The organism is Flavihumibacter cheonanensis, from assembly GCF_022352215.1.
GTDB classification, from domain to species: Bacteria; Bacteroidota; Bacteroidia; order Chitinophagales; family Chitinophagaceae; genus Flavihumibacter; species Flavihumibacter cheonanensis.
The window spans coordinates 352,699-374,685 of record NZ_JAKRWF010000004.1; the positions used below are offsets into that span (position 1 = coordinate 352,699).

At 44.1% G+C, this 21,987-nt stretch carries 22 protein-coding genes; 11 read left to right on the forward strand and 11 right to left on the reverse strand.

All coding sequences use genetic code 11. The features are described 5' to 3' along the window. Positions 1-119: 119 nt before the first annotated feature. Positions 120-1,175, forward strand: a complete 1,056-nt coding sequence (locus MD536_RS17900; RefSeq protein ID WP_239602632.1) for a response regulator — start codon at positions 120-122, stop codon at positions 1,173-1,175. Here the strand turns inward: MD536_RS17900 and MD536_RS17905 are convergent, their stop codons facing one another. From MD536_RS17905 to MD536_RS17925, 5 genes are all read right to left on the reverse strand, one after another. Next, positions 1,176-1,595, reverse strand: coding sequence for a hypothetical protein (locus tag MD536_RS17905; protein WP_239602633.1), 420 nt, complete (start codon positions 1,593-1,595; stop codon positions 1,176-1,178). Positions 1,596-1,616: 21 nt separating this feature from the next. Beyond that, positions 1,617-2,033, reverse strand: a complete 417-nt coding sequence (locus MD536_RS17910) for an Hsp20/alpha crystallin family protein (RefSeq protein ID WP_239602635.1) — start codon at positions 2,031-2,033, stop codon at positions 1,617-1,619. Positions 2,034-2,149: 116 nt separating this feature from the next. Beyond that, a complete protein-coding gene (locus MD536_RS17915) occupies positions 2,150-2,524 on the reverse strand; it encodes an RNA-binding S4 domain-containing protein (RefSeq protein WP_239602637.1) in 375 nt (124 codons plus the stop codon). Continuing rightward, a complete protein-coding gene (locus MD536_RS17920; protein WP_239602638.1) occupies positions 2,508-3,890 on the reverse strand; it encodes a dipeptidase in 1,383 nt (460 codons plus the stop codon). The genes MD536_RS17915 and MD536_RS17920 overlap by 17 nt, the downstream gene beginning before the upstream one ends. Before the next feature lie 23 nt (positions 3,891-3,913). Further along, positions 3,914-4,930, reverse strand: coding sequence for a cation diffusion facilitator family transporter (locus MD536_RS17925; protein ID WP_239602640.1), 1,017 nt, complete (start codon positions 4,928-4,930; stop codon positions 3,914-3,916). A gap of 135 nt (positions 4,931-5,065) precedes the next feature. Here MD536_RS17925 and MD536_RS17930 point away from each other — a divergent pair, with 135 nt between their 5' ends. Further along, entirely contained in the window at positions 5,066-5,881 is an 816-nt protein-coding gene (locus MD536_RS17930) for a phytanoyl-CoA dioxygenase family protein (RefSeq protein ID WP_239602641.1), read from the forward strand. Positions 5,882-5,902: 21 nt separating this feature from the next. Then, positions 5,903-7,753 (forward strand): glycoside hydrolase family 2 protein, encoded by a 1,851-nt coding sequence (locus MD536_RS17935; RefSeq protein ID WP_239602643.1) that lies wholly within the window; start codon positions 5,903-5,905, stop codon positions 7,751-7,753. 36 nt (positions 7,754-7,789) lie between these two features. Here the strand turns inward: MD536_RS17935 and MD536_RS17940 are convergent, their stop codons facing one another. Both MD536_RS17940 and MD536_RS17945 read right to left on the reverse strand, forming a co-directional pair. Further along, positions 7,790-8,554, reverse strand: a complete 765-nt coding sequence (locus MD536_RS17940) for a superoxide dismutase (RefSeq protein WP_239602645.1) — start codon at positions 8,552-8,554, stop codon at positions 7,790-7,792. A gap of 16 nt (positions 8,555-8,570) precedes the next feature. Further along, positions 8,571-10,019, reverse strand: coding sequence for an LptF/LptG family permease (locus MD536_RS17945; protein WP_239602647.1), 1,449 nt, complete (start codon positions 10,017-10,019; stop codon positions 8,571-8,573). A gap of 36 nt (positions 10,020-10,055) precedes the next feature. On the opposite strand from MD536_RS17945, the gene MD536_RS17950 reads away from it, so the two are divergent. Beyond that, complete coding sequence (locus tag MD536_RS17950) at positions 10,056-10,652, forward strand: hypothetical protein (RefSeq protein ID WP_239602649.1); 597 nt, start codon at positions 10,056-10,058, stop codon at positions 10,650-10,652. Here the strand turns inward: MD536_RS17950 and MD536_RS17955 are convergent. Beyond that, on the reverse strand, positions 10,649-11,029 hold the full coding sequence (locus tag MD536_RS17955) for an START-like domain-containing protein (RefSeq protein WP_239602651.1): 381 nt from the start codon (positions 11,027-11,029) through the stop codon (positions 10,649-10,651). The two genes, MD536_RS17950 and MD536_RS17955, sit on opposite strands and share 4 nt — an antisense overlap. 309 nt (positions 11,030-11,338) lie before the next feature. On the opposite strand from MD536_RS17955, the gene MD536_RS17960 reads away from it, so the two are divergent. The 4 genes from MD536_RS17960 to rimM all read left to right on the forward strand — a co-directional run bounded on the left by MD536_RS17960 (position 11,339) and on the right by rimM (position 14,790). After that, positions 11,339-12,214, forward strand: a complete 876-nt coding sequence (locus MD536_RS17960) for a sigma-70 family RNA polymerase sigma factor (protein WP_239602653.1) — start codon at positions 11,339-11,341, stop codon at positions 12,212-12,214. An 81-nt stretch (positions 12,215-12,295) separates the two neighbouring features. After that, positions 12,296-13,624, forward strand: coding sequence for a signal recognition particle protein (ffh, locus tag MD536_RS17965; RefSeq protein ID WP_234864773.1), 1,329 nt, complete (start codon positions 12,296-12,298; stop codon positions 13,622-13,624). 116 nt (positions 13,625-13,740) lie between these two features. Beyond that, on the forward strand, positions 13,741-14,184 hold the full coding sequence (gene rpsP, locus MD536_RS22105) for a 30S ribosomal protein S16 (RefSeq protein WP_289623302.1): 444 nt from the start codon (positions 13,741-13,743) through the stop codon (positions 14,182-14,184). A gap of 93 nt (positions 14,185-14,277) precedes the next feature. Next, positions 14,278-14,790, forward strand: coding sequence for a ribosome maturation factor RimM (gene rimM / locus MD536_RS17975; RefSeq protein WP_239602655.1), 513 nt, complete (start codon positions 14,278-14,280; stop codon positions 14,788-14,790). 37 nt (positions 14,791-14,827) lie between these two features. On the opposite strand, the gene MD536_RS17980 is transcribed toward rimM, so the two are convergent. The 3 genes from MD536_RS17980 to MD536_RS17990 form a co-directional block, all read right to left on the reverse strand. After that, on the reverse strand, positions 14,828-15,403 hold the full coding sequence (locus tag MD536_RS17980) for a DinB family protein (RefSeq protein WP_239602657.1): 576 nt from the start codon (positions 15,401-15,403) through the stop codon (positions 14,828-14,830). A 64-nt stretch (positions 15,404-15,467) separates the two neighbouring features. Next, the gene (locus MD536_RS17985) at positions 15,468-16,061 is read right to left on the reverse strand and encodes a Crp/Fnr family transcriptional regulator (RefSeq protein ID WP_239602658.1); all 594 of its coding nucleotides are present in this window, start codon (positions 16,059-16,061) and stop codon (positions 15,468-15,470) included. After that, entirely contained in the window at positions 16,058-16,528 is a 471-nt protein-coding gene (locus tag MD536_RS17990) for a hypothetical protein (RefSeq protein ID WP_239602660.1), read from the reverse strand. The genes MD536_RS17985 and MD536_RS17990 overlap by 4 nt, the downstream gene beginning before the upstream one ends. Before the next feature lie 125 nt (positions 16,529-16,653). Here MD536_RS17990 and MD536_RS17995 point away from each other — a divergent pair, with 125 nt between their 5' ends. The 3 genes from MD536_RS17995 to MD536_RS18005 are packed head-to-tail and all read left to right on the forward strand — an operon-like array spanning position 16,654 to position 21,984. Further along, positions 16,654-17,196, forward strand: a complete 543-nt coding sequence (locus MD536_RS17995; RefSeq protein ID WP_239602662.1) for an RNA polymerase sigma factor — start codon at positions 16,654-16,656, stop codon at positions 17,194-17,196. Between the two features lie 47 nt (positions 17,197-17,243). Next, positions 17,244-18,668, forward strand: a complete 1,425-nt coding sequence (locus tag MD536_RS18000; RefSeq protein WP_239602664.1) for a FecR family protein — start codon at positions 17,244-17,246, stop codon at positions 18,666-18,668. A 43-nt stretch (positions 18,669-18,711) separates the two neighbouring features. Then, positions 18,712-21,984, forward strand: coding sequence for a SusC/RagA family TonB-linked outer membrane protein (locus tag MD536_RS18005; protein WP_239602666.1), 3,273 nt, complete (start codon positions 18,712-18,714; stop codon positions 21,982-21,984). Positions 21,985-21,987 lie beyond the last annotated feature (3 nt).

A 21,987-nucleotide genomic window follows, 5' to 3' on the forward strand; every position in this document is an offset into this window, starting at 1 on the left:
GGTTTTGTGCGCTAAACTAATTCTGTACAGACGGCCTAGGGGTGAGTTGGCTCAGCGCTGGAACTGATTTTTCTCAATGACCGCATTTTCGTTTATTTGGGGAATCAACCAATGCAGGCATGAAACATATATTAATCATTGATGATCATACCGAAATCAGGGAAAACATAGCAGAAATCCTGATGCTGGGGGGCTATAAAACCACCACTGCCGAAAACGGGAAAAAAGGGGTGGAGCTGGCACTTCAGCTTAAACCCGACCTGGTGGTATGCGATATCATGATGCCGGAACTGGATGGTTATGGAGTGCTGCACCTGCTGCGCAAAAACCCTGATACGGAACATATTCCCTTTATATTCCTTACTGCTAAAGTGGAGAGAAGCGATTTTCGCAAGGGAATGGAAATGGGCGCCGATGATTTTATCACCAAACCCTTTGATGATATTGAACTGTTGAATGCCATTGAAGTAAGGCTTAAAAAACAGGATATCCTGCACCAGAAATACGCCGTTGGAGAAGAAGGGGTGAATGAACTGATGCAGGATTTGCAGGAGTCGGGTATGATTAAACTCGACCCCGCTGATTATGAAACTGTCCATTTTGCCAAACGCCAGCAGATCTATGGAGAAGGGAAGCGCCCCAAGTACCTGTATTATGTAAAATCAGGAAAAGTAAAAGCCTATCGCCTGCACGAAGACGGTAAAGAATACATCACCAATTTATACAGTGCCGGCGATTATTTTGGATACATCGCTTTGCTGGAAAATGGCTCCTATGAAGATCATGCGGAAGTGCTGGAAGATGCAGAGCTTGCCCTGATTCCGAAGGAAGATTTTATTCAGGCGGTTTTTAATGATATGACCATTGCGGGAAAATTCATCCGGCTCATTTCACAGAATGTAAAGGAGAAGGAAGACCGGCTGCTTCACTTGGCCTATGATTCCCTGCGCAAGCGGGTAGCCAAAGCGCTGGTGGATATTCATCATAAATTTAATGGGGAGGAAGTCCCGACTCCATTGGATATTCCCAGGGAAGATATTGCCCAATATGTGGGCACCGCCACCGAATCGCTGATCCGCACCTTAAGTGATTTTAAGTCGGAGAAACTAATTGAAATAAAAGAAGGCAAGATCCGGATTACGGACCTTGCCAAATTGAGTAATCTATTGTACTAATTAATCCTCGCCGCGACTTAATTCAAAATCGGGTGTAGGGGATTTTGTGCCGTTTTCAGAGGGAGTCGAAATTTCCCGTCCGTGTTCATTTTGTTGCCCCAGCGACCATTGGTCAGTCATCGTGGTTTCCAGCCACAGGTTTCCTGATTTCCTGAATACCTGGGCAGCGATTCCAAACCGGTTCATCAGAGTTTGTTCAAAAGCTGCAACTGTCATGGATGGCTGAATCTCCAGCTGGCCTTCCTCCCGTATAGTTAGCTCTTCCAGTAACTGTCCGTTCCTGATCATTTTGCTGGCAGAAGAACCTTCTTCCACAGCATGGCCACGTTTGAAGAATTCAATTTTAAGAAATGGAAACAGGGAATTAAAGTCCTGCTGTATTTCCTTAAAGGTTCGGGTTTTATTGATCCGGATGGTCATTGGGGTGATTTAATAGTTTTCTTAATAGATGAACACATCTACTTCCCCGCTGTCGATGGCAGCTTCATTTCTTGGGATGTGTAAAACAAGTTCACCGTTGATATAACTGGCTTGGGTTAGCGCTGTGTCTGCATCTTCGGGTAATCCAAAGGTTCTCTCCCAGGCAGAGTAATTGTATTCAAAGTCGGATTTTCCTACTGCTTCCCGGGTCTCTTCCTTCTTTCCGCTAATAACAAGTTCTTTACCACTGGCATGGATCTGGAAGCAGGGGCGATCCATTCCAGGCACTGCCAGCCGGATTACATATTCCTCCGCATTTTCTGATACGTTGGCGGCGGGAACCCAACTGGTAGTTTTTCTTCTGCGCTCAGTTGCATTTTCCAGCGCAAAGAGAGGCCTGCTCAGGCGATGATTTCTTTTTGAGGTAGCTGCTGTCATAAACTGTGGTTTTTGATATGAGCGGAAATTATCATGCCACAAATCTAGCAGCTCAGTTAAGTTTAGTTTATGACCTGTATTGGAGGAGAATATGACTTTGCTCAGTTGTGATGGGTTTACTCACCAGTAAACTCATCCAGATCGCGGCGGTCTTTTTTGGTGGGACGGCCTGTTTTGCTCAATCGTTTGCCGGTATAAAAGCTGGCCGCCTGGAACTGGATTCTTTCCAGTTCCTCCGGTGGTGTCAGATCTTCATAATGTTTGATGGCTTCGGGATAGGCAACCCGGTTTTCCAGTAGAGCTGTTACTTTTATTACCCATTTCCGGGCTTCCGTCCGGATTTCATATTCATCTCCCACAACTACTGATCGCGATGCTTTTACAGATACCCCATTCAATTTCACCCGACCCTTGTCAAGCGCTTCAGCAGCCAGTCCCCGGGTCTTGAAAATCCGGATGGCCCAGAGATATTTATCAATTCGAACCTTCATTGCTTACTTCAGACAAATACTGGTGGAAATAGGGTATGGTTTCAATGCCTTTGTAAAAGTTCGCGAGATCATATTTCTCGTTGGGAGAGTGCAGATTATCACTATCCAGCCCAAATCCAAGGAAAATAATCTTCAGTCCCAATTCCTTTTCAAACAATGCACAGATGGGAATACTGCCGCCACCGCGCACCGGGATCGGAGATTTGCCAAAGGTAGTTTCAATCGCTTTTGCAGCAGCCCGGTATTCCTTTGAATCGATCGGGGTCATATAAGGCTCACCTCCGTGATGTAAACTCGCTTTTACAGTTACATAGGGTGGTGCAATCGTCTGCAGGTGGTTAATCAGCAGATCGGTTATTTTATTGGAGTCCTGGTTGGGTACCAGGCGACAGGAGATTTTCGCAAAGGCTTTGGAAGGTAACACCGTTTTGGCTCCTTCACCGGTATAACCTCCCCAGATGCCATTGAGTTCCAGGGTGGGACGAATACCCGTGCGTTCATTGGTGGTAAATCCTTTTTCACCCCAGAGTTCAGCAACACCGAGGTCCTGTTTGTACTCCTGCTCATCAAATGGAGCTTCCGCCATCAGGTTACGCTCTGCGGGAGTAGCTTCTACTACATCCTCATAAAATCCGGGTATAGTGATATGATTGTTCTCATCGTGCAAAGAGGCAATCATTTTTGCCAGGATGGTAATCGGATTGGCAACCGCACCTCCATAAACACCACTGTGCAGGTCACGATTCGGTCCGGTTACTTCTACTTCAATATAGGAGAGTCCGCGTACGCCAATATCAATTGAAGGAGTATCCAGGCTGATCATAGCCGTATCAGAAATCAGGATCACATCCGCCTTTAACAACTCTTTATTTTCTTTTACAAAATCAGCGAGGTTGGGCGAACCTACTTCCTCTTCGCCCTCAATTAGAAATTTGATATTGGTAGGAAGGCTTCCAGATTGCACCATCACTTCGAGTGCCTTCACATGCATATAAAACTGGCCCTTATCATCACAAGCACCACGAGCATAAATTTTTCCATCCTTGATAACCGGCTCAAAGGGACCGCTATTCCAGAGTTCCAGAGGATCGGGTGGCTGCACATCATAGTGGCCATATACCAGGACAGTGGGTTTTGCAGGATCCGTGATGAGCTCACCATAAACTATGGGATGCCCCTTAGTCGGATAGAGCTCTGCTTTTGAAGCACCGGCTGCCAGCAAACTGGCTTTCACTGCTTCGGCGCAGTTAACCATATCGGCTTTGTTTTCAGAACGCGCACTGATACTGGGGATTCTCAACAGATCAAGCAGTTCCTGTAAAAAACGATCCTGATGTTGGTCCTGGTAGTTTTTCCAATCTTTCATATGCTCCAATTTGCGCCACGAATTTAGGCGGTTTTGGGCAAAGCAGCAGAACCCGTGGAAAGCTGGTGTTTCTGGTTGGATAGGATATTGTCCAGGGTCCACTCCACTTTTCGCTCAAAAGCATGCTTCCGGACCAGGCAATCGGTTTTGGTGCAGATCGGGCAGGAGAAGTCGAGGCAGCCATCCGAGTGAACAAAGAGTTCAATGCTGTCACCCAATTCCATTCTGATTTTTTCACTAAGTGCGTCTACTTCCTTGTGTGCTTCATGCACATTGAGGTACCAGGGTACTGTAAGATGACAATCCACATGCAGGATACTACCGTACTTGATCACCCGAAGATTGTGCAGATCTACCCAATTCGTCTGGCGGTGTTGGTTGAGGTGGGTCACCATGGTGTTTAGTAAGGCTCTGTCTGCTTCGTCCATGATGCCTGCCAGGGAAGCCCTCAAAATTTTATAACCGGTATAGATGATAAAAAAGCTGAACAATAAGGCGACAATAGTATCGAGCATCTGCCATTCGGTAATCCAGATAAGTAGTATGCCCAACAAAATGCCAATGGTTGAAAACGTATCAGATTGCAAATGTTTGCCACTGGCAATCAAAGCAAGAGAATTGTTTTTCTTTCCCTTTTTTATGGCGATGGCACCCATGATAAAATTTACGGCACCAGCAATGGCAACCAGTATCATACCCTTATCAAGTGAATGCAGGGAGGTAGGTTCGATAAACTGTTGAATACATTCGTATATGATAAACAGTCCGGCTACCAGGATCAGGGTTCCTTCCACGGCCGCTGAAATAAATTCAGCTTTCCCATGTCCATACGGATGATCCAGGTCCCGGGGTTTAGCTGCCACATAGAGACTGTACAATCCGATGAAACCGGAAATTACATTTACCGTGCTTTCCAGCGCATCTGTAAGGATAGCAACAGAATGGGTGATATAATAGGCAGCCATTTTCAGTGCAAATAGGATAACGGCCACCAGTACCACCCACTGCTGAATCCGAAAATTTTCTTTTTGAAGCTGCATGCGGCTTTGTTTGATTGAATTCAGTCGCGATAAAGATAGACTTATTAATTCGGGACTTTCAGGCCGTTACATTTTTTTGATCAGGAACACGGGTTAGGGAATAATATGTAATTTGTTAAACAAAATGATTGCGCCATGCCAGTTCTGAACCTTCCTTCCCTCGACAATGAAATACCTGTTTCCGCTGAGGATATTCTTTCATTTCGTAAAAATGGACACCTGCATGTGAAAGGATTGCTGAGTGCCGATGAGTTATCTGTTTACAGGACTGCGATCAATGATGCGGCCTATCGGTATAATACAGAAACAAGGGATATGAAGGACCGGGATACTTATGGAAAGGCATTTCTGCAGATCATGAATTTATGGGAGGTGGATGAGGCAGTTAAAAAATTCACTCTGGCTAGAAGATTTGCAAAAATGGCGGCCAGTTTGTTGGGAGTAGAACGTGTTCGTTTGTACCACGACCAGGCATTGTATAAAGAAGCAGGAGGCGGACATACACCCTGGCACCAGGATCAGTATTACTGGCCACTGGATACCACCAATACCATCACTATGTGGATGCCTTTGATTCCGATTTCAGAAGAGATGGGAATGCTGACTTTTGCATCTGGTTCTCATACCGCCGGAGAAGTTGACAACCTGGCAATCTCTGATGAATCTGACAAAGTACTTCAATCTTACATCAACGAAAAGAACTATCCTGTAACCAGGCCCTCTTTTATGGAAGGTGGTGATGCCAGTTGGCACTATGGCTGGACATTACATGCCGCTCCTGGAAATAATTCTGACGCAACCCGTGAAGTAATGACCATTATTTATTTCGCTGATGGAGCTACTGTTACTGCTCCCAAAAACCAGCACCAGGAAAATGACCGCCAACGATGGTTAGGAGGTATTGAACCTGGTGAATTAGCTGCATCGCCTTTAAATCCCTTAATACATTAACCCCTCTACAACTAATTTGAAATGACCTTAAAACACTGGTTCAGTAGCCTGATCGGAATTGTATTTTTTTTAGTTACTGCCGCACAAGAGTCCTGGAAGCCGGCCGGTACTAAAATCAAAACGGACTGGTCGGAAAAATTAGACATTGCTAATCCGCATGCTGAATATCCCCGTCCTCACCTGGTCCGAAACAACTGGACCAATTTAAATGGATTCTGGAACTATGCGCTGCAGGAAAGAACAAAAGAGGAAAAACCAGCTTCTTTTGATGGAAAAATCCTGGTACCATTTGCAATTGAATCCAGTTTGTCGGGCGTTGGTAAAACAGTTGGAAAAGATAAGCTGCTGTGGTATGAGAGAAGTTTTACACTTCCATCGACTTTTAAAGGGAAAAAGGTGATGCTTCATTTTGGGGCTGTCGACTGGCAATGCGAAGTTTTTGTAAATGATGTAAGTGTTGGTACACACCAGGGTGGATATGATCCCTTTAGTTTTGATATTTCAAAAGCATTAACAAAAAAAGGCAACCAGCGTATCCTTGTAAGGGTGTGGGATCCTACAGACGATGGCCCTCAGCCAAGAGGTAAGCAGGTTAAAAATCCGGAAGGTATCTGGTATACACCGGTTACAGGCATCTGGCAAACGGTTTGGCTGGAGGCTGTGCCGGAAACCTATATCACAGGAACCCGGCAAACTCCTGATATTGATGCCAAACAGGTTAAGATAGAAACTTCGGTTGCCAATGCCCGTGCCGGAGATCAGGTATTGATTACTGCCTATGATGGTCAGACAAAACTGGCAGAACAACTCACAAATGCAGGTGGTGCTGCAACTCTTACTATAGAGAACCCACGTTTATGGTCACCCGAAAATCCGGTTCTGTATGATTTAAAGATATCACTCTTAAGAAATGGCAAACCGGTGGATGCTGTTAGCTCTTATTTTGCCATGCGTAAAATATCCATGGAAAAAGATGCGAGTGGAATTCAACGCATGTTGCTGAACAATGAGTTTGTATTTCAATACGGGCCGCTTGACCAGGGCTGGTGGCCGGATGGTTTATATACTGCACCAACAGATGAGGCGTTGAAATTTGATATCATCAAAACCAAAGAGATGGGCTTCAACATGATCCGTAAACATGTGAAAGTGGAGCCAGCTCGCTGGTACTATCATTGTGACAAGGCAGGTATGCTGGTTTGGCAGGATATGCCCAGCGGCGATATGGGAAACAGTTGGGAAATGCGTCCGGGTATCTATGGAAAAGCAACTGATAAAAACAGGACACCCGAATCAGAAGCAATATTCAAAACGGAGTGGAAGGAAATTATGCAGGACTTCTACAATTTCCCTTCGATTGTAGTATGGGTACCGTTTAATGAGGCATGGGGACAATTTAAGACTGCTGAAATAGTGAACTGGACCATGAAGCAAGATCCTACTCGCCTGGTAAACACAGCAAGCGGTGGAAATTTTGAACCGGTTGGGCATATTATTGATTTGCACAATTACCCCGAGCCACTTATACCAGAACCCAGCTTATTTGGGGCGGATAGGATTCTCGTATTGGGTGAATTTGGTGGCCTGGGTTTACCGGTAGAAGGACATACCTGGCAGGACAAAAACAATTGGGGATATCAAAGTTTCAAAAACAAAGAGGACCTGTACAAGCGATATGCTGAATTTATTTCGGTGATACCACATTACATTGAAAAAGGACTTTCTGCTGCTGTTTATACCCAAACAACAGATGTGGAAGTTGAAACGAATGGATTGATGACCTATGATCGGAAAATCATGAAATTCTCACCGGCAGCATTAAATCAACTGCACCAACAACTCTATAATAAAGGACTCGTTAAAATGAAATAAATAAAAAGGCCGGTTTCACTTAACCGGCCTTTTTATTTATTTCATGGCTGTTTCATATCGGGTAGCCACATAGTCCCAGTTTACCAAGCTCCACCAGTTGTCGACATAATCGGCGCGCTTGTTCTGGTATTTCAGGTAATAGGCATGTTCCCAAACATCAATTCCCAACAAAGGAATTCCCTGGGTGCCTGCTACCGGCATCAGGGGATTGTCCTGGTTGGGTGTAGATGTTACAATCAGTTGTTTGTCCTTCATTAGTATCAGCCATGCCCAACCGCTACCAAAGCGGGATTTGGCAGACTCGGAAAACACGGATTTGAAATTAGCGAAGGAGTTAAACTTACCTTCAATCGCACTCAAGAGGGTGCCTTCTGGTTTATTATCGGTTCTTGCAGCGCGCATGGATTTCCAGAAAAGTTCATGGTTATAATGCCCGCCGGCATTGTTGCGCATCTTCTCTGAATATTTTTTAATGTTCATCAAAACATCCTCAACCGGTTTGCCTCTGTCTACCCCTTCTGCAACTGCTGCATCGTTCAGGTTCTTTGCATATCCGGCTGCGTGTTTTGTATGGTGAATTTCCATGGTGCGGGCATCAATGGCCGGTTCCAGTGCACTGTAGGAATAGGGGAGTGGAGCCTGCTCAAACCCGGTGCGGAAAGGATTGTTTCCACTGCTTTGAGCCGTTTTGCAGGAGCTCAATAATCCACTTCCAATGAAACTGCCTCCAATGCCTAAGGCTAGAGAAGCTTTTGAAGTGGTGGTCAAAAATTCTCGGCGTGATTGGGAAATCTTTTTCATACCAGTGTTGTTTATTTTATTGCGGCTGGACAGCTCCGCTTTTTTTATTGAACCGGCTGAGAAAAGGGCGCAACCGGCGAAATGTCCTGTAATAAAATTCTTTGTTGAACAATTGTGAATCCCGCATAGCCTTATACGTTAGAAATACTCCAATTGGCACCAGCACAAAGGTAGCCAGCCAGATACCATATATGGGTGCCATCACATCTTCTTTCACAAACTTCTTACCGAAATTATTCAGCAGAAAGAAAATCACGAAAAAGATTACTGCGAAAACCAATGGAGTACCGATGCCTCCTTTACGAATAATAGATCCAAGCGGAGCACCGATCAGGAATAAGACAAAGCAGGCGATCGACATGGAAAATTTTTCATGCCAGGCCATTTTGTGCAAACGCAAACTTTTCATCCGGTTCTGGTAATCGGTCTTTGTGATTTCAAGCGAACTTTTTACTATCGAGAGCTGTGATAATACCCTGTCGTTCATGGAAGAGTGCAAACTGTCGGGGATGATATCCCGTAAGGAATCAGCAGTAGCTTTGGTAGTGAGTGGTGTATAGGCCGTATCCATGTATTTGTAAAACTGCACATACATACCAATTTCATCAGATACCTTCTTTCTAAAAATCGTATGTACTTTACTGAGAGAATCAATGGCTCCATCCAATTGCCGTACACTTAGCATCTGGTAATTATCTTTGAACAGACTATCTTCTGTTTTATTAAAGGATAAGGAACTTAAATCAAACACTTTTTTAAATTCCTTAAAGCCCAACCGGATATACTCTGTGTTCGTGTTAACCCTGCTTCCTCTTTCCGTATATCTCCATCCATCCATCAGTTTGAATTCAAGGAAACGTTTGTCATCTGACACCCGCATAATTCCTTTATTCGCAATGATGATATTATCCTGCAGGTTGTAGTCTTTTTCAAAGATGATGATTTCCCGAAGCGTACTGTCATCTTTCTCTTTCTTACCTACTTTGATGGAATAACCGGGAATATTGGTATAAAAAGAACCTTCCCTTAAATCAAATGCTGGCTTTTTATTGATGATATCATATTTCAGCCGGTTCAATTTAAGGTTGGATACCGGTAACAGGTAGTTATTAAACAGGAAGGCAACACCACTCAGGATCAATGCTACCACCATGATCGGACGCATAAATCGCAACAAAGGAATACCGGCAGATTTAATAGCCACCAGCTCAAAGGTTTCACCCAGATTGCCAAAAGTCATAATAGAAGACAACAGTACAGCCAGTGGAAGGGCCAACGGCACAACGGTTGCTGCAACATAAAGAATGGCTTCTCCGATGGTTACAAGATCCAGTCCCTTACCTACAAAATCATCAATGTACAACCAGAAAAACTGAAGTACGAGCACAAAAAGGGTGATAAAAAAAGTGGCAATAAAAGGCCCTACAAATGCCTTCAGAATGAGTTTATCTAATTTTTTTATCACAGTTCTCCGGAAGATTTCTGACTACCTTTATTTTCTATGGACCGCGTAAAATTACAGTTTTCCAAAGAGGAATCGGTACTACTGACTGATCCTGCATTTATTTTAACGAAGAATAGGATCCTGGCCCGGATTTCAGATATGATGGGAGCCGTCAGTGATGAAGAAGTGAAGATAGCAGGTTTGCTGAGGGAACAACTGCCTCCGGAAGTATTTCAGTTTCCGCCGAAGTTATCACGTGGGGAACAATATCAGCAACTGCCCTGGCTGATGCTGGATTTTCCAAGAGTTTTCCAGGAACCCGATCAATTGGCGATACGGCAGTTCTTCTGGTGGGGAAAACTGTTTTCTTCAACGCTGGTGGTTAGCGGTCGCCATAAGGAAACAGTACTCAACTCGAACCTCCTACAATGGCCCGACCTGTATATCTGCGTACATGCATCTCCGTGGGAAAATCATTTTGAAGCAGATAATGCACAACTGATAAGTTCCCTTTCAGATGAAAAGTACCGGTCAATATGTAAAAAGGAATTCCTCAAGCTTGCCTTTCAACTTCCCGTGGAAAATTGGGAGCAGGCGCCTGAATTTTTTATCCGGTCTTATTCCAGTTGGATGCAGTTATTGGTTCGGCCTTAGTTACCCAGGCGGTGAAACAGGTCTTTAACCTGGTAGCCCCAAAGCTGGCTTTGATCCTTAATTTCCTTCTTCTCGGCAAAATCATTGATCACCAGTATGGTTTGGTTGGTTACTTCTGATTTCTCAATCCGAAATTCAAAAAATTCTTCTTTGGGTGCATGCAGCCAGTGAAAACGGATGAAACTATTCTCCTCACTTTCCAAAACTTCAGCTTTATCTACGGAACCATTCCAGGAAAAACTGAATACCTGATCCCTTTCATCCACTTTGTCAGCAAACCATTCCTGCAATCCGGCCGGGGTGCTCAAAAACTCATACAATATGGAAGGTGAACACCTGACAGGATATTCTAACGTATACATTTGTTTCTTACTCATCTCCAGTTCAAATCTGTCTTTAGGAATACAATCAATGCAATGTTAGAAAATTAAATGACACAGTAAAATAATCCGCCAAGTATTTTTTGTTAAAGAGGAGAGGGTTTAAAATTGAACAGGCTACCCGTGAAAACACTGGGATTCAGCAATTTAACCTCCGGAATTTTGGAAATCGAATACCTCCAGCCTAATTTCAGTCGTTCCAATAGGGAACGCAAACTGAATTTTAATACAAGAAAATTCTTATTTGTACGTTTCTCTATTGCATTAAACTACTTAACCTCTAGAAAAAAACCTAAAACCACACCTATGAGTATGCGGCAATTAAAGATTTCCAAATCGATCACGAACAGGGAATCTCAGAGTCTGGAAAAATACCTCCAGGAAATAGGTAAGGTGGAACTTATCGGTCCTGAAGAAGAAGTACGGCTCGCCCGGCTTATTAAACAAGGTGATCAGCGCGCACTCGACCGCCTGACAAGGGCAAACCTGCGTTTCGTGGTTTCGGTATCCAAACAATACCAGAACCAGGGACTTTCCCTTCCCGACCTTATCAATGAAGGAAACCTGGGACTGATCAAAGCTGCCCAGCGCTTCGATGAAACCCGTGGTTTTAAGTTTATTTCCTATGCGGTTTGGTGGATTCGTCAAAGTATTCTGCAGGCATTGGCTGAACAAAGCCGGATAGTACGCCTGCCCCTTAATAAGGTTGGACTGACCAACCGGATCCAGAAAGCCTTCTCCCACCTGGAGCAGGAATTCGAAAGAGAGCCTTCTGCCGAAGAGGTTGCTACTTTCCTGGAAATGGATACCGATGAAGTAGCTGCCAGTCTCAGTATGTCATCCCGCCATGTTAGCATGGATACCCCTCTTTCCGATGGGGAAGACAATACCATGATGGATGTGATGGAAAACCCTAATGCAGATCGTACTGATAAAGCCGTTGAGCATGATGAGAGCCTCCGGATGGAACTGGATCGCTCCATGCAGGTGCTGACCGAACGTCAGAAAGAGGTGATCTGTTATTTCTTTGGTATCGGGGTGGATCATCCCATGAGCCTGGAAGATATCGGCGAAAAGTTTAATCTTACCCGCGAACGGGTTCGCCAGATCAAGGATAAAGCCATTACCAAACTCAAAACAAACTCCAGATCGCAACAGTTGCGCACTTACCTGGGCGCTTAATCAATTGCATCCAATATATTTGCATTCCGATTTAAGGTGAACATTAGTTCACCTTAATTTTTTGGGTGAAAATTGACCAATATGTTTGAATCATTAAGCGAACGGCTCGAATCAGCCTTTAAACAGATCAAAGGCGAAGGACGGATTACCGAACTCAATGTGGCGGCCACAGTAAAAGATATTCGCCGTGCCCTGGTGGATGCCGACGTAAACTATAAAATCGCCAAGGAATTTACTGATAAGATCAAGGATAAAGCCATGGGAGAAAAGGTACTCACAGCTGTGAGTCCTGGTCAACTTATGGTGAAAATCGTAAAGGATGAGCTGGCCGAACTGATGGGTGGTACAGAGGCTGAACTAAACGCCAAGGGCAACCCGGCAGTGATCCTGATAGCCGGTCTCCAGGGTTCTGGTAAAACCACGTTCAGTGGCAAGCTGGCCAATTACCTGAAATCAAAGAAATTTTCTCCCCTCCTCGTGGCGGCAGATATCTACCGTCCGGCTGCGATTGACCAGTTAAAAGTGCTGGGTGGCCAAATTGGTGTGGAAGTATTCAGTGAACCGGAGAATAAAGATGCGGTGGACATTGCCCGCAAGGCAGTTGCCCAGGCTCGCACCCTCAACAAAAATGTAGTAATCATCGATACCGCCGGCCGTTTGGCTGTGGATGAGGCGATGATGACAGAAGTTAGTAATATCAAAGCAGCCGTAAATCCCCAGGAAATTCTTTTTGTGGTGGATTCCATGACCGGTCAGGATGCCGTAAACACTGCCAAGGCCTTCAATGATCGCCTGGATTTTTCGGGGGTGGTGCTGACCAAATTGGATGGTGATACCCGCGGTGGTGCTGCACTTTCGATCAAGTACACGGTTAACAAGCCGATTAAATTTATCTCCTCGGGAGAAAAACTAGACACCCTCGATGTATTTTATCCCGAGCGGATGGCTCAGCGAATCCTGGGGATGGGTGATATTACCACCCTGGTAGAACGCGCCCAGGCCCAGTTTGATGAAGCCGAAGCCAAAAAACTGGAAAAGAAAATCCGGAAGAATCAGTTTGATTTTGAGGACTTTAAGCAGCAACTGGAGCAGATCAAGAAGATGGGTAATATCAAAGACCTGTTAGGCATGATTCCCGGTGTGGGAAAGGCCATTAAAGATATTGATATCAGCGATGACGCCTTTAAAGGCATTGAAGCCATGATCAACTCAATGACTCCCTTCGAACGCGCCAACCCGGATGTGATTGATGGTAGTCGCCGCAAGCGCATTGCCAAAGGCAGTGGCAAGGACCTGACCGAAGTAAATGCCTTCATGAAGCAATTTGAGCAAATGAAGGAAATGATGAAGATGATGAATAAAATGCCGATGGGGCGGATGCCGGGATTGGGAGGTTTCGGTCGGCGTTAATCTTTTACAATTACTTAATTATTATTAAGTTTGTTCATATCGTTCGGATTGTTAATTTTGCAGTCCGTTTATTTTTTGAAACCCTATTTGTTCACGCATTTAAATGTCTATTTACGATGCCAGTTAAAATGAGATTGCAGCGTCACGGCTCCAAGAAAAGACCCTTCTACTTTATAGTAGTGGCGGACGCCCGTGCACCAAGAGATGGTAAATTCATCCAGAAAATCGGTACTTACAATCCCCTCACTGTTCCTGCTACGATCCAGTTGGACCGTCAGCGTGCGCTTGATTGGCTGCACAAGGGAGCTGAGCCTACGGATACTGTACGCCGAATCCTGTCTTTCAAAGGAGTTCTGTACCTGAAGCACCTGCTGCGTGGAGTTAAACTGGGCTTGTTCGATGACGTGACTGCTATGCAGAAATTTGAAGTTTGGCATAAGGAGCACGAAGCACAATTGAAGAAGCGCAGTGACGAACACCGCAAGCAACGCCAGGTGCGTCGTTTCCCTAACCAGGGAGCACGCCGCCCACAGCCTCGTCAGCAGGAAGGTGGAGAATAATTGAATAGTCCAGCTCATTCATACAAATCCCGGTAGTACCCCTACCGGGATTTTTCTCTTAACGAGTCTCACGTCTCACATCTCACATCTCACATGAAATACAACTCCATTGGTAAACTGGTAGCCGCTCATGGCATCTCCGGCGAACTCATCCTCAAACATGCCCTGGGTAAAAAGACTTCCTTAAAAGGACTGGAAACCCTCTTTATTGAGTTGCGAAAGGGTGAATTGCTGCCGTATTTTATTGTGTCTGCCAAAGCGAAGAATGAGCAGGAGATTATCCTGCAACTGGAAGGAGTTACTACACGAGAAGCTGCACAGAAACTGGTTAGTAAGGAATGCTGGTTAACAGAAGATGCCTTTCAGCAATATGCTGCGGCTCATGCTTCGATTTCTTTTCTTGGTTTTACTATTTTCAATGGAAACGAAGACCTCGGCGAAGTGCTGGAGGTAATTGAGCAGCCCCACCAGGTGCTCTGCCGAATTGATCTGAATGGTAAGGAGGCCCTGCTGCCGGTGCACCAGGACAGCCTCCTGGAGGTAGATCCCCGAAAAAAAATCCTCCGTGTCCAACTCCCGGATGGCCTCCTGGATATTTATCGCTAACCCCTCACCCGTCCGGTGCCACCGGACGGGTGAAGGATTAGCCGATCGCAACGGGCAGGCGGCCCAGCAATTGTTCAATTTGCACCCAGTGGCGCTGGTTGTGGGCAGTGATGAACATCAATACATCGCCCAAACGTAACCGGATAAAGGAAGCTATACTGATGGGAACCCGAATGGCCTGGATATCCTTCTGACGCGCTTTCTCCAGGATCAACAGAAATTTCCGTTGCCACTGTAAAAACTCACCTACCACTTTTTCTTTGTCAAGGTCGGCAGAAGGGGAATGACTTTTCATCGCCTTCATTTTGTTTTTTACCTGCCCTTGTTGAGGTAACATGCTCCTGGTAAAATATCCACCCAACCATCCCGGTTGAAAATGAGTGCGTGCCGGTTCGGTTGATTTTTCCAGCAGCCTGTCAATCAGTGGAATATAATACCGGTAATAGGTGTTGAGATGCTCCAGCACCTGCAGGGTGTTCCACCTTCCTGCACCATCGTTTGCTTCCAGTAGTTCTAGTGGTGTATGCTGGCCAATGGCTTCCACTTCGTTCAGGAGATAAAGTCCCTCTTCTTTCAATGTCTGCAACAGTTCTGCTGCTATCAATGCTTTCATGTAGATTAATTTTTCACAAAACTATCCGCCTGCCACTTCCTGAATCTTTGCCTGGACCAAGATTTTAGCCCAATCGGATCGTCCCCAGTAATTTACTGAAAGTAGTGGCATCAATTCCAAGGTAGGAAGCGAGGTATTTATGAGGAACCAGTTGTAAAATATGCGGACTCCTTTTCAGCAGGGTCCTGAATTTCTCTTCCGCAGAATACACCATTAATTCAATCTGCCTTTCCAATATGCCACTGGTGGTAAAGGCCAACGCCTTGTACATTGCTTCCGCAATGGAGGGATGCTGTAACCTGCATTCTTCCACCTGACGGTATGATGCCCTTAAAAACTGACTACTGGTAAGTGTTTCCAGGTAATAGCGGGAGGGTTGTTGCAGCAAAAAAGAATCAATGATACCAGAAAAGGAGCCAGGGTAGGTAAAGACTACTGTTGCTTCTTTCTGATCGTGCAGATGAAATCCACGTTGTACCCCTTCAATCACCCAATATAAATATCTCTCCACTTCTCCTGCAGCTGTTACTACTTCTTTTCGTTTATACGAAGCCGTTGACCAGATCGCCTGAAAGTCCAGCCAGGCAGTTTCCTCAATCGGATGTATAGCCGAAAGTTGCTGGTGCATTTTTTCGAGTGCTGCTGCTTTGTCTTTCATTTCATATCCGATTGAATAAAGTCGGCAGCCAGTTTCAAGCGATAGTATAAATTACTCAACATGAGTGCCGTATTGTTTCTAAGTTGACTAACAGTTCCACCATTCATTTTTTGCAGGGTTCTGACTTCCTCCAGCTTTTCATCAATCTTGTCGAAGAGTTGATCCAGGGTCCAGCCTATATATCGTTTGTTGCGATCTTCTTTTATATGGTAAGGTTCAATTTTGCCAGCTTTGAGTTTACTGAATTTAAAATTTGCTTTGATCGCAGCTTTGATGGCTTCGTTGTTCAGGTGTTGTATAATGGTATCTTCCGGAAACTGATTCATGTATCCATTTTTAAACACATTCAGATTGTGTTGCAGTTCCCGCAACAACTCTCTTTTTTGAACATCATTTGTTTTGGATCGGTCCTGTAAGAAACTGATTAATTTTTCCAAGGGACCTAATCCGGCTTTTAACCATTCCATTGATTAAGTATTCAATTTTTGTGATTCTTGCCTGCTTTAATCGAATAATGATAATTTCTTAAAATTAAATCAATAAATTAGAACGCGTATAAGTATAGGTTTGCACGATTTAAAGAGAGCGCCGTATGTTGACAAATCTGAAAGAAGGGGACCACCAGGCATTTACAGATGCCTATGACAGATGGAAACAAAAGGTCTATCATTATTGCCTGAAACGCACGCAGGATCCGGAAGCAGCTAAAGATCTCACCCAACAGAGTTTTATCAAACTCTGGCGCTACCGGCGGCAGTTGGACGAAGCCATCAGCTTTGAGCGGCAGTTATTTCAGAAAGTACGCCAGGTATACTTGGACTGGTTAAAAAAGGAAGCACAGTACCGCAAACATTTCAGTACCACCCAGGAAGCAAACGATCAGTCTGGCATTTATCAGATGAATCCTGAATTACGGTCCTCCCTGTCCGCAGCACTGAACCAGCTACCTGAAAAAAGAAAAAAGATATTTGAGCTCAAACACATACATGGTTACTCTTACAAAGAAATAGCAGATGCACTTGGCATATCAATAAAAACAGTTGACAATCAGTTACTGAAGGCAGTTAGTGATTTGAGAAAATCACTGAGCAGTTCTCAGTTTGTGCTTTTTTACATTTTATTTTTCTTTGAATAGGGAGATCGCTATTGCCGCGCGTACATATTGGTACGCTTATCACTGATTTGAACAAAAAAGCACTCATACAAAAATTTCTCAACAACGAGGCGAATGCTGCAGAAGCTGTTGAAGCGCAACAGTACCTTCAGGAAAATCCCGGGTTGTTGGATGAATTGCTCCCCCAATCAGAATGGAACGATCTCATAGAACAACCCATTCCACTGGATGTGGAAGCATCTATCCGAAAGGAAGTGCTTACCTCTACCAAACCCTTCCGAATACCTGTTCATGTAAAACAATGGGCAGTTGCTGCATCCGTTTTGACTGCCATTGTATGCCTTTTTGTAGTCAACAAAAACCAAACTACGCAACCTTCTTTAGCAGTTACTCCAATCGATGTACCTGTTAAGCAGCGCTTATTTGATACGCTCATCAATACTGGTAAGGGCCAGTTGGCTGTTGTGCTGGATGATGGCTCGAAAGTTCAACTTTTCGGTCACTCGAGCCTGGTAGTACCCGTTTCAATGAAGGATAGCAGGGAATTGCAATTGTATGGCAAAGCCATATTCCACGTAACAAAAAATCCGAAACTTCCATTTACGGTGATATCCGGCTCCATCAGCACTACTGCGCTTGGTACGGTATTTCTTGTTGATGCTACATCCAATCAATCCACCATACAGGTTGCATTATATGAAGGGAAAGTGGTTGTAAAACCAATTGATTATGCACTTGATTTTGAGGATACTTACCTAATTCCCGGACAACAATGCAGCGTCAACCGAGAGGCTGGCAGTATGTATGTATCAAGCATTCCGCAATTCGCCATCAGAACCATACCAGCTCCCAAAGCAATGCAGTCAGCAATTGAAGCTGACCCATTAACACTCAATTTTGTAAAAATTCCCTTGCGTAAGGTTTTTGAAAATCTGGAACGGCGATTTGGGAAATCTATTCGGCTGGATACCTCTCTTATTCAATCCAACCTCTTTACGGGTAGTTTTAATGAAGAGGATTCGCTCCTTCAAATACTTCAGGTTATTGGTACCATGAATGATTTGCAGGTAATACAGGAATCAACCGGATATGCATTAATAAAAACGGATGCAAGTAGAACATTACCTATATCCACTGAAACTGATTTCATAGCCGGTTTGCTTACTGCACACAGCAATGCTGAAATGGATTTGAAGCCGGTACTGAAGACAGAATTGATCAATAAGCCAGTACCTGTTACTAGTAGCATTACAAAAACTTCCGATGGCGAAAACTTCAGGAAAATGACGTTGGCTGACCTGTTTGATCACCTTCAGCAAAAACATAAAATTCGAATAATCTATAACAAGGAACAGATTCAGGGATTATTTTTCACCGGCACTATCCCAGATGATCAGTCCTATATCAATATGCTTCAGGTCATTTGCCGGATGAATGAATTGAAGCTGCATAAAATGAAACGTGGTATTTATTCCGTAGAGCCAGGAAGATAAATAGGCTCATTAAAGTAAGAAACATATATCAAAGCATACGACTATGAACGTAGAACTACATCGTCTCCGGGTGTTGGGGATATTCTTATTGCTGTTCCTGTTCCAGTCGCAATCAGGAATTGCGCAAAACAGGTTGCTTACCGGAACCGTACTGGACGATAAAGGTGCAGTCCTTTCCAATGTAACCGTTACAGCCATAAATACCCTGGATACTACCCAGCAATACACTACTATTACCGATGGCAAAGGAATTTTTTCTTTGCCACAATTAAAGCCCGGTGCATCCTATCATTTTCGGTTCAGTTATGTAGGGTATACACCCTATAATGTTAATAATTTTCTTATCCGTGAAGGTGAGAATAATTCAATTATGGTTCGGTTGCAACCTGCCCTTAAAGGACTCGACGAGGTAGTATTGGTAGGATATGGTACACAGAAAAAAATCAACCTTAGTGGTGCGGTTCAGCAGGTAGCTGGAGATGATCTCAGAGATCGTCCGGTTACCAATATGACTTCTTTATTGCAGGGTGTAATTCCCAACCTGAACATTCGTGTAGCCAGTGGAACACCCGGGCAAATGGGTAGTATCAACATTCGTGGTGCCTCTTCTATCAGCGGATCCAATGCAGTTTCTCAGGAACCACTGGTAATCATTGATGGGGTTCCAGGTACATTGGATCGGTTGAACCCGGAAGAAGTAGAAAGTATAAGTGTTCTGAAAGATGCTTCGGTTGCTGCTATTTATGGTGCACGAGGTGCTTTTGGTGTGATACTCGTTACTACCAAAACAGGTAAGGCAGGTAAAACCCAATTACGCTATAATAATAACTTCGGTTACTCCACACCCACAGTTAGTACTAATTTTCTTACCAATGGATACGACTGGATGCGAATCAACGATGCCGCACTGGCACATGTAGGTGGTTATTCAGGATATACCGAACGTGATTACCAGGAACTCTATGCACGGCGCAACGACAGAACAGAAGATCCCTCCCGCCCATGGGTAACTGTTCAGAATAGAAATGGAAAAGATCAATATGTCTATTATGGTAACTACGACTGGTGGGATATCATGTTTACAGATTGGCAGGCAGGACAAAATCATAACCTCTCTATCAGCGGAGGTAGTGAAAATATATCCTACATGATTAATGGTAACCTTAAAACCAGGGATGGTATCATGCGAATGAATACTGATAAATACAGTTCAAAAACTCTTCGTACCAAAATAACTGCAAAAATCAATCCCTGGTTGCGGATTTCAAACAACACCAATTTCTATTCCAACCGATATGCCTACCAGGGTAGGGAAGGTGGTGGTTCTGCCAACTTTATTCATGTGAACGTGCATGCTTCTCCTGCTTATGCACCTTTTAATCCGGATGGTACTGCCTCTTACAGAACGGGCCTGAATAATTATGATATTGGAGATGGAATTTTTGCTATGTTAATTAATGGCAATACGCGCGGAGAAGATCGAAAATATGAGATCACTACGATTAATGAAGTGGCTATTCAGCCAATGAAAGGGTGGAATATCATTGGTAACTACAGTTATAACTTATATACTGATCCAGGTTGGTACAGACAAACAGCCGCCAGCTATTCCCTGTACCCGGGTGTAGTGGAAACCGCCCCCAAATACAGCGTGGATATGCTGAAAGAAATGCAGCAGATGAATCATCGTCATGTAGTGAATATTTATTCTGATTATACCAAAAGTTTTAACAGGATTCATAACATTAAACTCTTGGCTGGTTATAACCAGGAACTACATATCGATAAACGTATACGGGGCGAACGAAACAATCTAAGTTCTGATGAATTGAATGATCTGAATCTCGGAACCGGTGATCAGCGCGTATTTGGTGGTTCTTCAGAAATGGCATTGGTAGGAATTTTCTATCGCATTAATTATGATTATAAAGGAAAATACATTTTTGAAACCAATGGACGTTATGATGGCTCTTCCCGATTCCCCAAAAAAGACAGATGGGGTTTCTTCCCCTCCATGTCTGTTGCCTGGAGAGTAAGTGAAGAAAATTTCTTTGAACCGCTTCGTGGAGTTGTCAGTGATTTCAAGCTGAGAGGTTCCATCGGTTCATTGGGCAACCAGCAGATCAGCAGTCGTTACCCTTACATCTCTTCTATGAATCCCGGTGTGGCGGATTATATCCTTGATGGGCAAAGAGCGAACTATTACAATCCGGCAAACCCGGTGTCTGCAACACTAACATGGGAAACTGCTACTACCTATAATGGCGGTGTAGATGTTTCCTTCTTTAAAAACCGGTTGAACATCAGCTTTGATAAATACGTTCGCATTACCGATAATATTCTTGGTGCAGGTGTAAAAATCCCCAACGTATATGGAGCAACCCAGCCCCTTGAAAACGTAGCAACATTGGAAACAAAAGGATTTGAACTGGCCATTAATTACCGGAATAAACTGGTGCTCGGTAATAAACCTCTTTCCTATAGTTTTAATGTTGCCTTAAGTGATAACCGTTCCTTTGTAAAAGAAATTAACAATCCAACGGCACTTACCTATAGCCTGTATAAAGGAAAAGAAATCGGCGAAATCTGGGGATATATCACAGATGGTTTCTTCAAGACAGATGCAGAAGCCAAAACCTATCCGGTGGATCAACGCTTCCTGAACAGAGTACGCCTGGATAATAATATACCCTTGCGGGCTGGAGATCTTCGCTGGGTAGACCTGGATGGCAACAACGTGATCAGTGCTGGTGCCAATACAATTAAAGATCCGGGTGATCAGCGCGTAATTGGAAACAGTACCCCAAGGTATTCCTATGCCTTTGGTGGAAATGCAAGCTGGAATAATATCGATTTCAGTTTCCTGTTCCAGGGACTTGGAAAAATGGACTGGTATCCAGGTAACAATGCTGATCGTTTCTGGGGCCCTTATTCCCGTCCTTATTTCTCCTTCATTCCGGCTGACTTCGAAAAAGATATTTATAGTCCCACTAATCAAAATGCCTATTTCCCTAATCTGCTTGCATATGTTGCCCTGAATTCCAACAATGAATTAAGAGCAACCAATAACCGGTACCTGCAGAACCTGGCTTACCTGCGTTTAAAAAATGTAACAATCGGGTATACTCTGCCGGCTACGCTTACCCGGAGAGCAGCTATAAAAGGACTCAGGATTTTTGCAAGTGGTGAAAATGTATTCACATTCACGAAACTCCGATCCAAATACATTGATCCCGAACAGGCTATGGCTAATATCGATGGCCGGGTGTATCCATTCAGTAAAACATTTTCATTCGGTATTGATATCACACTTTGATCT

Bases quoted from the DNA above. Each gene is read 5' to 3' on its own strand.
- MD536_RS17955 (WP_239602651.1), bottom strand. From the start codon at position 11,029: ATGAGTAAGAAACAAATGTATACGTTAGAATATCCTGTCAGGTGTTCA.
- MD536_RS17910 (WP_239602635.1), bottom strand. From the start codon at position 2,033: ATGACAGCAGCTACCTCAAAAAGAAATCATCGCCTGAGCAGGCCTCTC.
- MD536_RS17940 (WP_239602645.1), bottom strand. From the start codon at position 8,554: ATGAAAAAGATTTCCCAATCACGCCGAGAATTTTTGACCACCACTTCA.
- MD536_RS17960 (WP_239602653.1), top strand. From the start codon at position 11,339: ATGAGTATGCGGCAATTAAAGATTTCCAAATCGATCACGAACAGGGAA.
- MD536_RS17930 (WP_239602641.1), top strand. From the start codon at position 5,066: ATGCCAGTTCTGAACCTTCCTTCCCTCGACAATGAAATACCTGTTTCC.
- MD536_RS17905 (WP_239602633.1), bottom strand. From the start codon at position 1,595: ATGACCATCCGGATCAATAAAACCCGAACCTTTAAGGAAATACAGCAG.
- MD536_RS17985 (WP_239602658.1), bottom strand. From the start codon at position 16,061: ATGAAAGACAAAGCAGCAGCACTCGAAAAAATGCACCAGCAACTTTCG.
- MD536_RS18005 (WP_239602666.1), top strand. From the start codon at position 18,712: ATGAACGTAGAACTACATCGTCTCCGGGTGTTGGGGATATTCTTATTG.
- MD536_RS17920 (WP_239602638.1), bottom strand. From the start codon at position 3,890: ATGAAAGATTGGAAAAACTACCAGGACCAACATCAGGATCGTTTTTTA.
- MD536_RS17915 (WP_239602637.1), bottom strand. From the start codon at position 2,524: ATGAAGGTTCGAATTGATAAATATCTCTGGGCCATCCGGATTTTCAAG.
- rimM (WP_239602655.1), top strand. From the start codon at position 14,278: ATGAAATACAACTCCATTGGTAAACTGGTAGCCGCTCATGGCATCTCC.
- MD536_RS17995 (WP_239602662.1), top strand. From the start codon at position 16,654: ATGTTGACAAATCTGAAAGAAGGGGACCACCAGGCATTTACAGATGCC.
- MD536_RS17950 (WP_239602649.1), top strand. From the start codon at position 10,056: ATGGACCGCGTAAAATTACAGTTTTCCAAAGAGGAATCGGTACTACTG.
- MD536_RS17900 (WP_239602632.1), top strand. From the start codon at position 120: ATGAAACATATATTAATCATTGATGATCATACCGAAATCAGGGAAAAC.
- rpsP (WP_289623302.1), top strand. From the start codon at position 13,741: ATGCCAGTTAAAATGAGATTGCAGCGTCACGGCTCCAAGAAAAGACCC.
- MD536_RS17925 (WP_239602640.1), bottom strand. From the start codon at position 4,930: ATGCAGCTTCAAAAAGAAAATTTTCGGATTCAGCAGTGGGTGGTACTG.
- MD536_RS17980 (WP_239602657.1), bottom strand. From the start codon at position 15,403: ATGAAAGCATTGATAGCAGCAGAACTGTTGCAGACATTGAAAGAAGAG.
- MD536_RS17935 (WP_239602643.1), top strand. From the start codon at position 5,903: ATGACCTTAAAACACTGGTTCAGTAGCCTGATCGGAATTGTATTTTTT.
- ffh (WP_234864773.1), top strand. From the start codon at position 12,296: ATGTTTGAATCATTAAGCGAACGGCTCGAATCAGCCTTTAAACAGATC.
- MD536_RS17990 (WP_239602660.1), bottom strand. From the start codon at position 16,528: ATGGAATGGTTAAAAGCCGGATTAGGTCCCTTGGAAAAATTAATCAGT.